This window comes from Streptomyces sp. NPDC013157 (assembly GCF_042899865.1).
Lineage (GTDB): Bacteria > Actinomycetota > Actinomycetes > Streptomycetales > Streptomycetaceae > Streptomyces.
The window spans coordinates 727,491-740,813 of record NZ_JBIBAK010000002.1 but is presented as its reverse complement, the minus strand read 5'-3'; the positions used below and the strand labels follow the sequence as shown (position 1 = coordinate 740,813).

Annotated in this window: 9 protein-coding genes; 3 read left to right on the top strand and 6 right to left on the bottom strand. The window is 73.0% G+C overall.

Annotated features, from left to right (window positions below; translation table 11 throughout):
* Positions 1-43 precede the first annotated feature (43 nt).
* Positions 44-820, top strand: a complete 777-nt coding sequence (locus ACFY6U_RS08695) for a peptidoglycan-binding protein (protein ID WP_390036023.1) — start codon at positions 44-46, stop codon at positions 818-820.
* 16 nt (positions 821-836) lie between these two features.
* Here the strand turns inward: ACFY6U_RS08695 and ACFY6U_RS08690 are convergent, their stop codons facing one another.
* The 6 genes from ACFY6U_RS08690 to ACFY6U_RS08665 all read right to left on the bottom strand — a co-directional run bounded on the left by ACFY6U_RS08690 (position 837) and on the right by ACFY6U_RS08665 (position 10,050).
* Positions 837-3,194 (bottom strand): SpoIIE family protein phosphatase, encoded by a 2,358-nt coding sequence (locus tag ACFY6U_RS08690; RefSeq protein ID WP_390036021.1) that lies wholly within the window; start codon positions 3,192-3,194, stop codon positions 837-839.
* 84 nt (positions 3,195-3,278) lie between these two features.
* A complete protein-coding gene (locus tag ACFY6U_RS08685; RefSeq protein ID WP_351500585.1) occupies positions 3,279-3,662 on the bottom strand; it encodes a hypothetical protein in 384 nt (127 codons plus the stop codon).
* A 410-nt stretch (positions 3,663-4,072) separates the two neighbouring features.
* On the bottom strand, positions 4,073-4,996 hold the full coding sequence (locus ACFY6U_RS08680; protein WP_093506790.1) for a MurR/RpiR family transcriptional regulator: 924 nt from the start codon (positions 4,994-4,996) through the stop codon (positions 4,073-4,075).
* Between the two features lie 178 nt (positions 4,997-5,174).
* Positions 5,175-6,872, bottom strand: coding sequence for an ArnT family glycosyltransferase (locus ACFY6U_RS08675; RefSeq protein ID WP_390036552.1), 1,698 nt, complete (start codon positions 6,870-6,872; stop codon positions 5,175-5,177).
* 91 nt (positions 6,873-6,963) lie between these two features.
* Positions 6,964-8,895 (bottom strand): phosphatase PAP2 family protein, encoded by a 1,932-nt coding sequence (locus tag ACFY6U_RS08670; RefSeq protein WP_390036019.1) that lies wholly within the window; start codon positions 8,893-8,895, stop codon positions 6,964-6,966.
* Positions 8,896-9,171: 276 nt separating this feature from the next.
* Positions 9,172-10,050, bottom strand: coding sequence for a BadF/BadG/BcrA/BcrD ATPase family protein (locus ACFY6U_RS08665; protein ID WP_390036017.1), 879 nt, complete (start codon positions 10,048-10,050; stop codon positions 9,172-9,174).
* Positions 10,051-10,570: 520 nt separating this feature from the next.
* On the opposite strand from ACFY6U_RS08665, the gene ACFY6U_RS08660 reads away from it, so the two are divergent.
* Positions 10,571-11,704, top strand: coding sequence for an ROK family transcriptional regulator (locus tag ACFY6U_RS08660; RefSeq protein ID WP_390036015.1), 1,134 nt, complete (start codon positions 10,571-10,573; stop codon positions 11,702-11,704).
* Positions 11,705-11,980: 276 nt separating this feature from the next.
* Positions 11,981-13,303 carry an extracellular solute-binding protein gene (locus tag ACFY6U_RS08655; protein ID WP_390036013.1) on the top strand — a complete coding sequence of 441 codons (1,323 nt, stop codon included), beginning with the start codon at positions 11,981-11,983 and terminating at the stop codon, positions 13,301-13,303.
* Positions 13,304-13,323 lie beyond the last annotated feature (20 nt).

The following is a 13,323-nucleotide window of genomic DNA, read 5'->3' as shown; positions in this document are numbered from 1 at the left end:
TCGCGGAACTCCCCGTGCGCACGGGGAGTGGAAGGAGAGCAGTGTGTCGACACCGCCCGACCCTGAACAGCCGCACCGCGGGCCGGTCCTGGAACCGGTCCGGGTCCTGCGCCCGCGCCGGCTCGACACCCTTGCGGAGCTGATGCGCGAGTTCCACGCGGACGCGGAGGCCGCGGAGCGGACGCGGGAGGCGAAGGAGAAGAAGGAGGCGAAGGAGGCGCGGAGCCGGGGGCCCGCCGACTTCGAGGCCTTCGAACCGGCCGTCGGTTCCGGCACCGGGTCCTTCGGCTCCGGCATGGAGGACGAGACCCAGGAACTGCCGCCCGTCACCGACGGCCCGCGTACCATGCCCGGCCGCCGTGGCCACGGCGCCGACCCCTCCCGTTCCTTCGGCTTCGGGCCGGGACTGCGCAGGGCCGCCGTCGTGGTGGCCGTCGGCGCGGCGGCCCTGGTCGGCTTCGGCTGCGCCCTGCTGCTGCCCGGCCGGGAGGGTACCGCCGAGGCGGCCCAGCCGTCCGAGTCGGCCACCACGGCACCGGCCTCCACCCCGCCGGCCTCGGACACCTCCACCGACCCCGACGGCGCCGGAACCCTCCGCCAGGGCGACACCGGCCCCGAGGTCGTCGAGCTGGAGCAGCGCCTGCTGCGCATCCCGGACGTCTACCGCGACGGCTCCACCGGCGGCACTTACGACGCGGCCCTGACCGCCGCCGTGGAACGCTTCCAGATCTGGTATGGCATCAGCGGGGACGAACGCGGTGTCTACGGCGACGACACCCGCCGCGCCCTGGAGTCCCGCACCAGCCTCACCGACGGCTGACGGCCCGCGGGTGCGACTACTCCTCGTCCTCGACCGGCACCCGGATGTCCAGCACGCACACGTCGTCCCGGCGTTCGCCCGCCAGCATCGCGGTGAGGAGCGCGTCCAGGGTGGCCGGTCCGGCGGCGAGCGCGGCCGCGGCCAGGCGGTCCAGGCCCGCGTCGATGTCCTCGCCGGGCCGCTCGACCAGGCCGTCCGTGTACAGCAGCAGCCGGTCGCCGGGCTCCAGCTGGAACTCGGCGGACTCGTAGACCGGGTTCGCCGACGCGCCGAGCAGCATGCCGGCCGGGCGGTCGAGCAGGTAGGCCTTGCCCCCGCGCACGAGGAGGGGCGGCGGGTGACCCGCCTGGGCCCAGGCGAGTCGCCGCTCGGCCGGGTCGTAGCGGGCGAGGACGAGCGTCGCGGTGGACTGGGCGTCGCGCGAGTGCAGGAGCAGGAAGTTGAGCCGGGCCAGCGCACCCGTGAGGGAGGAACCGGTGCTCACCATGCCCTTGGCGGTGAACCGCAGCTGGGCCATCGTGGCGACGGCGTCGACGCCGTGGCCCGCCACGTCGCCCACCACGAACAGCCCGGACTCGTCGGGCAGTTCGATCGCGCTGAACCAGTCACCGCCGACGTGCACCCCCGCCTGGGCGGGAAGATAGGCGACCTCGACGCGCAGTCCGTGCAGCCGCACCGGATTGCTGGGCAGCGGCAGCAGGGCGTGCTGGAGCCGGGCGGCGAGCGCACGCTCGGCATCGATGACGCCGCGCTGCACGAGGATCGCGCGCTCGCTGTCCACCAGGGCGAGTTCGGCGCTGCGCTGCGCGGTGAGGTCCTGAACGAAGCCGTGCACCTCGACGACCGTGCCGTCCGCGGCGCTCACCGCCTCCGCGACGGCCCGCAGGTGCCGTACCGCGTTCCCGGTCCTGATCCGGAACGGCACGTCGAACGGCCGACCGGTGCGGGCGAGTTCGGAGACGGCGCGGGCCAACGCGTGGGCATCCTCGGGCAGCACCAGGTCCGGCAGCAGGTCGAGCGGAACCGCACCGCGCCCCGGATCGCGGCCCAGGATGGTGTACACCTGGGAGGACCAGTTGACCTGATGGGTAATCAGATTCCAGTTCGCCCAGCCCAGGTTGCCCAGTCGTTGCATGTCCGCCAGCCGCTGCTCCTGCCGCTCCTCGGTGTCGTGCCGCAGCCAGGTCACCAGCAGCCCGTCGCCGAGCCGGGCCGCGCGCACCGAGTAGGTGGCGGTCACGGTCACCCCCGCGACGATCTCCTCGTAGACGAACGGCTCGCCCTCGTACGGCTCGCCTCCACCGAGCGTCTTCAGATACCCCTGCCACAGCGACTCGCCGGCGACGGAGGGATAGCTCTCCAGGATGTGCGAGCCGATCAGCTCGCGGCCGGTGCGGCCGAGGATGTCGACGGCGCCCGGAGTGGCCGCCGCGATGCGGTAGTCCTCCACCTCCCCGGCGGCGGTGCGCAGCGGGATCAGCAGGACCGTGGCTCCCGGCAGCGCGTCGAGCACCGACTGCACCGCCGTGGAGAGGTCCGAGCTCACCGGCTCGGCGGGGGCGCCCAGGGCGCTGAGGCGGCCGGCGCCGAGCCGGGCGACGGACTGCAGCAGCTCACGGTCCGCGCGCCCGAAGGCGGCCTCGCGGCGGCGCAGCACACCGAGGACCGTGTCCGCCGAGACCGGCAGCCAGGCCCGGGACAGCCAGCGCCCGGACGGCTCGTCGATGAGCTGGAACGCCTGCCGGTCCTCGGTGAAGTGCTCCAGCCACAGCGGCTCGCCCGCCTTCAGCGCCTCCAGCGGGGCGAAGCCATGCAGCGGCGGCACCTGGTGCCACTGGGCGGCGAGCGTCGCGTCGAGTCCCGCGTGCCCGACGAGTTCGAGCCCGTCGCCGGGCAGCCGCCGGTACAGCAGCACCGCGTCGGCGTCGATCCGGGGTGCCAGCTGCTCGCGGAGCGTTCCGGCCAGTTCCTGCGGGGAGCTGACGTGCAGCAGAGCCTTGCCCAGACGGCCGAGGATCTCGGCGGTGCCCGGCCCGGCGGGCGTCTCCCGGGCCGCGGCCGAAACGAGCGGTTCGGCCGCGGGGGCCGCGGCGGCGGGCAAGGTGGGCATCAGGGCGCCGAGGGTGAGCCAGCACTCCTCGAGCAGCGTGCGGTTACCGGCCTCGGCCCGCTGGACCAGCGCCTCGTGTGCGGCGTCGGGGGAGCAGCCCGTGGTGGCCATCAGCGCACCCTTGGCACGCTCCACCACCGCGGAAGCGGCCACCGATTCCCGCAGTCGGTCCAGCTCGGCGCGCTGCCTGGACACGATCCTGGCCAGGGCTGCCAGCTCGGCGACGGCACCGGTGTCCGCGGCAGGCACGTACTCGCTCGTCACGGGTCGAGCATGGCACAAGAGGATGCCTCCGATCACACTCGTACCCGATCCGTGAAGGATATGGGCATCCGTGGACGGATATGGTCAGCGACCGGTGCTGTGCCCGACGAGCGCCTCGGTGACCGCGCGGACGCTGCGGGCGATGTGCTGCAGTTGCATGACCTCCGCCGCGTACAGCTTGATGGTGTGCTCGATGACCGACTCCGGCAGGCCCAGCAGGGGCAGCTCGGCGCGCGCCGTCTGCAGCGCCGTGCGCGCCACCCGGACCTCGTGCTGGACCTGGATCTGCGCGTGCCGGGCGAGCAGCACCGGGTGCCGGATCAGCGCCGGGTAGCTCGCGTAGCGGGCCGGGACCAGCTCGCGCAGCCACTTGGCGGCGGAGCGCTCCCAGTCGTAGCTGCCCGGTGCCTTGACCTGGCAGGGCCAGTCGGGGCTGATGCGCGCGGTCGTCGTCAGAGTCATGATCATCGCTTCCGGGTGTGCGGCGTCGTGAGGGTGGCCGACGGAGGTCTGGGCGGCTCCGGCCTAGGGGATGGCCGGAGCCGCCGCGGGCGAATCGCACAGGCGATGCCCGTTCGAACATCCCCGGCGCCGACGCGGGTAGGAGACGGCGGCTGGGGATGTCCGTGCGAGGCCCCGGGCGCCGGCCGCCGGCGCTGCGGGTGGTGCTGCGTGCGCATGGGCGGTCCGTCGGCTTTCTGGGGGCGGGTGCGAGCGGTGCGTCCTCGGGTGCGGAACGTGCCCGGAGTGGGCCGGGGGTGATCCGTGAGCAGTATTTATATATGCCGTCCGGTTTGCAAGACGTATGAAAACATTCATGCGTGAAATGAGGTGAATGCTCCCCTTACGAGGTCACGCGTGGGACGTCGGATCCGGGGTCAGTCCTTCAGGAAGAACTGGTGCTCCTCGGCGACCTGCTCGTACTCCTCGAGGCGCGCCTGGGTGCGCTCGGGATCGGCGTCGGTCATGGCCTGGAGCAGGGCGGCGGCCATCAGACCGGGCGCCGCGTAGGTGTCGAAGACCAGGCGGGACCCGATGCCGGTGCTGAAGGTGACATCGGCCTCGTCGGCCAGCGCGCCGAGCGCCAGGTCGGTCACCAGCGCGACCCGCAGCCCCGCCGTGCGCGCCACCCGGATCGCGGTCAGCGTCTCCTGCGCGTGCCGCGGCATGCCGAACGCCAGCACCCAGGTGCCGCCCGCCTCGCGCGACTGCAGCAGCGCGTCGTAGGCCACGCTGCCGCCCCGGGTCACCAGCCGTACGTCGGGGTGGATACGGCGCGCGGCGTAGGCGAAGTACTCCGCCAGCGAGACGGAGATGCGCAGGCCCAGCACGGTCAGCGGGGACGACTGGGACAGCTCGCGGCCGATCCAGATCACCCGGTCCGGGTCGGCGAAGTCCCGGCGCAGGTTCTCCAGGTTCTCGATCTCGGCGTCCACGGCGGCCTGGAGCTCGTTGCTGCGCTGCTCGGTGGCGGCCCCGGTGCCGCCGGCCAGGGTGCGCAGCGCGATCGACTGCAGCCGCTCGCGCAGCGCGGGGTAGCCGCTGAAGCCGACCGCGCCCGCGAACCTGGTCACCGACGGCTGGCTGACCCCGACCCGCTCGGCGAGGTCGGTGATCGACAGGAAGGCCGCCTCGGTGATGTGGTCGATCAGGTACTGGGCGATGCGGCGCTGGCCGGGGGAGAGCCTGGGGCCGTCGAAGAGTTCGCGGAGCTGGGAGGTGGGCGCGGCCTCCGCCTCCGGCACGGTTTTGCCCGAGGTGATCGCGGATGCCTGTGCACGTGCCTGCTGCGGCGATGGCACCGAAGCGCCTCCTTTGTCTCCCACGAGGACTCAACATAGCTCACGGACCGTGGTGACCAGGGCTTGTGCGGTACGCCGGACCGTCCCGGCGGCCGAACGCCCAGGATGCGCAGCCGGCACCGGAATTCCGGCGCTCACCGGCGACGGATGCGGTGGCCGTCGTCGGCGGACCGTGCGGTCAGCGCCGGTAGATGGTGATCGAATGACCGACATCATCGACCGGACGGCTGGTGTCGATCAATTCGGCCAGCCTGCCCCGTGCCTTGGCGGCCGACGAGTCCGAGACGACCAGCAGCCCGTGCACCTTCCCGGGCGGCACCTCGCGGGGGTCGGCGGCGTGGATCCCGTAGTACTCCGGGACGCCACTGCCCTTGTAGACAAGCCAGATCCGCTCGCCCGGGTAGCGCTCCCGCAGCCGGTCGGCGAGCCGGCCCAGGTCCTGCCCCCAGTCCACGTTGGAGTCGTGCAGCCACCGATGCGTCTTCGCCGGACCCCCGAACGCCTCGTTGGCGTACGGCAGATAGAACGGGAACGTCCGCAGCGAGCTCACCGCGACGAACAGCACCAGCGCCCCGCCCAAGGGCCGTGCCCAGCGCCGACGCACCGTCAGGGCCGAGGCCCCGGCCACGGCGAGGAACATCGGCATGAAGACCGCGTACCGCGTCCCGAAGTCCCGTGACCCGGTCATCGCCGAGGCCAGCAGCACGGCCGGCGGCAGCAGCAGGTAGGGCGCCGCCCGCCGCAGCCGCCGTAGCGCCACCAGCGCGACGGCACCGGCCGCCCACAGCGCCAGCATGCCGAGCGGCGTCTTCACCAGCAGGGCGGCCGGCAGGTAGTACCAGCGGGAGCCGGTGTAGAGGTGCCCGAACAGATAGCCCTGCCAGGGGTGGTCCTCCAGGGCGAACTGCATCCGCATGCCGTCCCGGTAGGACTCCGGGAAGGGCATCAGGCCGACCAGGAGGCCCCGCAGGCCGTGCACCGCCGGCACCGGCTCGGCGGACAGCGCACGCAGCCGGGGATCGACCGCCAGGTAGGAGAGCCAGACGACGGCGACCGCCGTCACCGTCACCACGGCGGCGGCCGCGAGGGCGCGCAGCGCACGGCCGGGGCGTGCGCCCCACACCGACAGCACCGCCAGTGCGACGAGCACCGGGATCGCGGGCAGCGCGCTCATCTTCGTCGCCACCGAGGCCCCCAGGGCGGCCCCCGCCAGGGGCAGGTACAGCCGGGGCCGGCGCCGGGCCCGCCACACCAGCCAGGCCGACGTCAGCACGCACCCGGCCGACGGCACGTCCAGGGTGGCCAGTGAGCCGTGCGCGATGACGTCCGGCGAGAAGCAGTACAGGGCGAGTGCCAGCAGCCCCGCGGCCGTACCGAGAACCTCGCGGGCGAAGGCGAGGACGACCAGGCCGAACAGCAGCGTCAGCACGATCACCGGCAGCCGTGCCCACAGCATCACCCGCCAGGGGTCGTTGCCGGACGAGTACAGCAGGTGCCGGCCCACCTGCCCCTGGTCGCCGCGGTACGACGGGTCGTAGTGCGGGTCGGCGACGGCGATGCCGGCCATGACGAGGAGCTTGCCGAGCGGCGGGTGCTCGGTGTTGTAGCGCAGCCGGTGCTCGTGGAGGTAGTCGGTGGCCGTGGCCACGTAGACCGGCTCGTCGATGGTGGGCGTCTGCTGGACCGCGGTGGTCACCATCGCCGCCGCCATCTGCGCGAGCAGCAGCACCGCGAGGACCGGCACCAGCCACCGCCGGCGGGCGCGCAGGGCGGCGGCCGACCGGGCCGCGGCGCTGCGCCGGGGGAGCGGCCCGGGGCCGGCGGGGAGGTCGGGGACGCCGGGTTCGAGGACCGACTGCTGTTCGCTTGCCATCATCCGCCCCGCGGGGACACCGGGCCCGCGGTGACGGGAGCGATCACGAGCAGTCATGGGCCCTACTGTCGCATCGCTCCCGCCACCGGGCGCGTCACCGCTTCACGAGTCGTACCGACAGACCGTCTGCCGTGTAGACGGGTACGGCCCGCAGCCCGGCGGAGTTCAGTTCCACCTTGTCGAACTGGCCGCGCAGCCGCGGAGCGTCGACGACCGGCAGGATGCTGCCCGCGGCCGGCGGGTGCTCGGTGTCGAGGTCCAGGGACAAGGTGGTGCCACTGCCCAGGACGGCCAGGTGCTTCACGGTCAGCGGCGCCTTGCGGCCCTTGGCCAGGGTGACCTCCAGGGTGCCCGCGTCCTGCGTGTAGGTGCCGCGCACGAACAGCTCCCCGGTGACCCGCAGGGTGCCGGCCGAGACCCGGACGTCACCGCGGCCCAGCGCGTCCCCGGAGGCGGCGACCAGGGTGCCGCCGGCCAGCACGGTGCCGCCCCGGTATCGGTTGTCGCCGGTCAGGGTCAGCGTGCCGGTGCCCTTCTTGGTCAGACCGCCGTGGCCGTCGATGTCGTTGCGCCAGGCGTCGGCCGCCGCGAAGCCGCCGGCCGCCGCGTCCAGGGTGACCGTGACGTCCGCGTCGAAGGCGCCGTAACCGTCCGCGGCGGCGAACAGGTTGAGGCGGCCCCACTGCTCCGGGCCGTCCAGCAGCACGTACCCGGAGGGCAGGCCGGTGGTCCGCAGCACCTCGCGGCGCTGGTCGGCGGTGAGGTACGGCTGGCGGGTCTCCAGCAGCACCTCAGCGCCCTTGGGCACGTCGAACGGCAGCTCGCGGCCCTCCCGGTCCAGGATGTACGTCAGCCGGGGCGTGGCCGCGCGCTCGTTGGCCTCGCGGTCGGCGTACGGGTCGGTCGCGGCGTCGGCCGAGTGGGCGTAGGCGTACAGGGCGTCGGCGGTGGAGCCGGTCTGCGCCTCGAAGTAGGCGAGGGCCTGGGCGCGGGCGGCCGCCTTCAGGTCGGCGTTGGCCGGGTCGGCGAGCGTGGCGGCGGCCAGGGCGGTGGCCATGATGCGGCCGCCGATCACGTCGACCGTGTTGTGCATACCGGCGACGATCCGGGTGTCGCTCAGCTCCAGGGCGCGGGTGACCAGCTCCTGGAAGCGCTCCGGCACCGCGTACGCGTAGGCCAGGCCCGCCAGGTGGAAGGCGTTGGTGTGGCCGGAGGGGAAGCCGCCGTCGTCGGTGGGGGAGGTGCTGCGCTGGCGCAGCAGCTGCGGGGCGACGGCCACCTCGGAGTCGTACACCGGGAAGCCGTACGCGTCGGTCCTTCCGGTGTCGACGACCTCGCTGTCCTCGTTCATCCGCCACGGACGCGGGTACTGGTAGGCGTACTTGGACGGGTTGCCGGACGCGTAGTTGCCGCGCAGGGTGTCCACCAGGGTGGCCACCTTGCCCAGCGCCGAGTCGTGCGAGCCCGCGCCGAGCGCCGAGCCCGCCGGGGCGCCGGCCGGGACGGCGTCGCTGACGGTGGTGGCGGGGGTGGTGTCCGGCGCGCTGGTGATCGAGGTGACCGCGAGGGAACCGGCCTTGTAGAGGTCGGCGAGCGGGCCGAGGCCGGCGATCATCGCGTAACTCTGGTGCTGGCGGTCGTAGATGAACGCCTTCTTGGCGTCGGCGGCGCTGCGCTTCCTGGTGATCTTGGCGCAGTAGCGCATGTTGTCGCGCAGGATGTCGGCGCGCAGCACGCTGCCGGTGTTCCAGGCGGAACCGGTCTTCCAGATCCGGGCGAAGCCGCCGAGGATGCGGACCACCGCGTTGGTGTCGGCGGTGAGGTTGGTGCTGATGTTCGTCTTGTAGTCGTCGACGAACGCCAGGGCCGTGGCGGCCTTGGCGTCGGCGGCCGCGAGCCAGCCGACGAAGGTCGGGGCCGCCAGCACACCCGCCGACGCGCCGAGCGAGGTCTTCAGGAAGCCCCGTCGGCCGACGGCGAGTCCACGGGCCGGAGAAGCGGGGTGGTGCCCGGCAGATGACGGCATGGATGTGCCTCTCTTGAGTTCTGTGAAGAGTTCACGCGGACGGCCGGTGCTCCAGATGCGCGTGAGCGTGTGGGTTCGCGTGGGAAAAGTGTTGAACGAGCGAAGTTCTAGGGCCAGTTCGTGTCCCGGCGGTCATCGTCGGGCGACCGCCACGTGACCCGGAGTTGAACGACAGCCCTGTGGTTCACCGGAAGAACCGGCCTGGACCTGCGCGTTCGCAGCGTCGAACGGCCCGTGGTCCAGGTGTGCGGGACGGACGGGCTGCGGACAGGTTCCTCACAGGATCGAACGCGCCAGCGCCACCGCTCCCTCGACCGGCGGGAGCCGCAACGGCTGGGGCCGCGCCCCGGGTACGGCTTCGGCGAGCGCGGCGGCGAAGGCGTCGTACAGGCGTGGCTGGGAGAGGATCGTGCCGCCCGCGACCACCACGTCGTCCACGGCGAGACCGCGGCCGGCGAGCCGGGCCACCAGGCCGGCCAGGGCGCGCCCGCCGTCGGCTATCACGTCCGCGGCGAGCCGGGAGCCCGCGTCCGCCGCGGCGAAGAGCACCGGGGCGTGCCGGCCCCACTCGGCGGAGACGTCGGTGGCGCTCTCCAGCGCGGCGCCGAGCGCGGGCACCTCCGCCACCCCGAAGGCGGCGACGAGTCCGGTCGCGAGCGCGTCGGGCGCCTCGCCGCGGTCGTGCACGGCCCAGACGGCGCGGGCGGCCTCCCGGACGAGTCCGGCGGCGCCGCCCTCGTCCCCGAGGACCGCGCCCCAGCCGCCCACCTGTACGGGGCTGCCGTCGGCCAGTCGGCCGACGGCCACCGAGCCGGTGCCGGCGACCAGGCCGACGCCCCTGTCCAGGCCGGCGGCGGGGACGAGGAGCTCGGCGTCGCCCACCACCCGGACGGGCACGTCGAGGAGGTCGCGCAGGGCGGCGGCGATGCCGGCGCACTGGCGGGGGGTCTCACAGGCGTGCCCGCCGACGGCCAGGGCGGCCGGGCGGGTGCCGGGAGGCAGGGCGTCGTGGACCAGCGCGGTCAGCCAGCGGGCCGCGGCGGTCGCGTCGTGCGGCCGCCAGCCGCTGCTCGTCCGGACGTGGTCGGCGACCCGGTCCCGGCCGGCCAGGGCGCGGAGCTGGGTCTTGGTGCCGCCCACGTCGATGCCGACCACGAGAGGAGAAGGCGGGGAGGGAGGAGAAGAAGCGTCCTGCACGGATCCTCTTTCGTCGTCTGGGCGAAGAGCACCGAAGAGCTTGGCCCGGAGCGGGTCCGGCGAAGTCCGCTGCGGTCCGGCGGCGCCCCTGAGGGGCGCGGGGCCGTATCCGATATGCGGCTACCGGCGCGTGGGCGCGAACAGCCACGACGGCGCCGCGGGTGAGCGACGGCGCGTCGGGGCACTTCCAGCGGAGCGCTTGGCTGCGACGGCGGGCGAACCGCGCCTGGCCGAACAGGAGTCGAGCAAGTCGGGAAGCCCCGGGACGGGCTTCTTGCGGAGCACGGCAGGCGAGTACCGTGTACTTCGTTAGGAAGTTAACTAACGAAGTACAGTGCGTCAAGAGTTGCCGCGGACTCGATCGACGGGACGCTGTCGAGGCCAGAACCGAGCGGCACAACGGCACCGCATATCGCCGCATCCCGCCACACCCGGGGGAGCGCGGCCCCTGACCCATGGGGGAACTGTGGAACACGTCGTGGCTGAGGCCTCCCGGCTCACCGAGAGCGCCGGCGCGGTCTTCGCCGTGCTGGCCCAGGCCGGCAGCGCCACCCGGCCGCAGCTCGCGAGTCTCGCGGGCCTGTCCAAGCCGACGGTCTCCGCCGCCGTCGCGGAGCTGGAGGGGGCCGGGCTGGCCACCCACTCCGGCACCGCTTCCAGCGGCACCGGGCGCTCCGCCGCCGTCTACGGCCTCGGACCGGCCTCCGGCTCGGTCCTCGCGGTCGACCTGGGCCCGGCCCGCACCCGGGTCCGTGCCTGCGCCCTGGACGGCACCCTGCTCGCCGAGGCGGACACGCCCCGCACCCGGGCCGCCGACGCCGTCCGCGAGGCGCTGGCCGCGCTGCCTGCGGGCGCCCCGCTGCGGGCCATCGTCGTCGCCATCGGTGACGTCAGTGCCCCCGACCGGGCGGGCACCGGCATGCGCCCGGCGACCGCCAAGGCCGGGCCCGTCTTCGACGCGGTCTCCGTCGCCCTGCCGCCGGGAGTCCCCGTCCACCTGGAGAACAACGTGAACTGCGCGGCCCTCGCCGAACTCCACGAGGGCGCCGCCCGGGGCCGCCGTACCTTCGGCTACCTGCGGATCGGCGTCGGTATCGGTCTGGGCATCGTCATCGGCGGCCACGTGCTGCGCGGCGCCAACGGCGCGGCCGGTGAGCTCGCCCGGCTGCCCTACCCCTGGGACGACGACCGGGAGCCCCGGCAGGAGGCCCTGGAGGCCTACGTCGGCTCGCACGCCCTGCTGCGCCGCGCCGCCGAGGCCTGGCCGGAGGCCGACGGCCCGCCCCCGCGCACCGCCGACCGGCTCTTCGCGCTGGCGGCCCAGGGCCGGGAGCCCGCCCGTGCCGTGGTCGCCCGGCACGCCGCCGACGTGGGCAGGCTGGCCGCCGCGGTGGCCGCCGTACTGGACCCGGGGCTGATCGTGCTGGGCGGCAGCACGGGCGCGGACCCGCAGGTCCTGCCCGGCGTGCGGGCCGAGCTGGGGCGGCTGAGCTGGCCCACCGAGGTGGTCAGCAGCCAGATCGGCGATCTCGGTACCGTGGCGGGTGCCGCCCGGCTCGCCGTGGCCAAGGGAGTCCAAACCGTGACCGAAGGCGCGCAGGTGAAGGATTGACGGCTTCCTGATCGGTCTGCCAATGTCCGGACAAGCGCTTTCTAAGTCGGCCGGGACGCCGGCTTGGGGCGAGCCTCCCAGCCCGTACACGACGTACGGCAACCGCACGAGGGCGTGCCCGTGCGGTGACGGCCAGGACGGCCGGGGATCTCGCCCCGCGTGGACGATGCGGCCGGGCGAGGCCGCGCCCCCCGGAAAGCGACTTTTCCTTCAAAATGCACCCGTGCCGCCTCAGCCGGCGCCGTGCTCAGTCCCTCCGAAGAAATGGGATCGAAGATGACCACTGTGGGTGTGCGGCGTTCCAGCCGACTCGGCCGCGGCGGTATGCGCCGCCTTGTTCCCCTCGCTGCCGCGACCGCGGCAGGAGCCCTGCTGCTCTCCGCCTGCGGCTCGGGCTCCGGCTCCGGCGGGACCTCCAAGTCGCTGACGTTCTGGATCTCCACGGTTCCGGGGCAGGACGCGGGCTGGAAGAAGCTGGTGGCGCAGTACAAGAAGGAAGCCGGCGTCAACGTCAAGCTTGTCAACATCCCCTACGACGGCTACACGACGAAGCTGCACAACGCCGCGCAGGCGAACTCCCTGCCCGACGTCGCGGACGTGCCGGCGCTGGACCCGATCTGGTCGAACAAGCTGATCGACCTCAGCTCCATCGCCAACAACAAGAGCTACAACATCAACGGCAACTTCCTCGCCAAGGACTCGTCCGGCAAGGTGCTGTCCATCCCCTCGGACGTCACCGCGTCCGGCCTGTTCATCAACAAGACGCTGTTCAAGAAGGCCGGCGTCGCCGTCCCGGCCTCGCCGTCGGACACCTGGACCTGGACCGAGTTCATCGCCGCGGCCAACAAGGTCCGCGAGAAGACCGGCGCCAAGTACTCCCTGACCTTCGACCAGTCTCCGTCCCGGCTGCGCGCCATGGTCTACGAGATGGGCGGCACGTACGTCCACGCGGATTCCTCCGGCAAGTTCTCGGTGGACGCCGCGACCAAGAAGGCCGTGAACACCTTCGTCGGATGGAACGACGACAAGACCATGCCGAAGTCGGTGTGGACCAGCGGCGCCGACCCGTCCGCCATGTTCCAGAGCGGTGACGTGGTCGCCTACTGGTCCGGCGTGTGGCAGGTCGCCTCCTTCGCGGACAGCATCAAGAAGTTCGACTGGGCGAGCGTCCCGACCCCCGCCCAGCCGGTGCAGGCCAGTGACGTCAACAGTGGCGGCATGATGGTGGGCTTCAACAACAACGGCGCCGCCGCCACCGCCGCGAAGAAGTTCATGTCCTGGGTGTACGACCCGAAGCAGTACACCGAGCTGGTCGAGACCTCCGGCTTCCTCCCGGTCGAGAGCGGTCTGAGCCCGAAGTACCCCTTCACCTCGGACGCGGCGCAGGCGGCCTTCAAGCTGTACAACGAGGAGATCCCGCTCTACGCCCCGATCTCGGGCTACTTCAACAACGCCCAGACGGCGTGGGTGCTGAAGGGCAAGAGCCTCACCGAGGACCCGACCAAGACGGAGCTCGGCAAGGCGATCAACGGCCAGCAGTCGGCCGACAAGGCCCTGGAGAACATCGTGGCCGGCTACAACCAGCAGGTCGGCGGCTGATCGCAGGCCCCAGGGCCGGG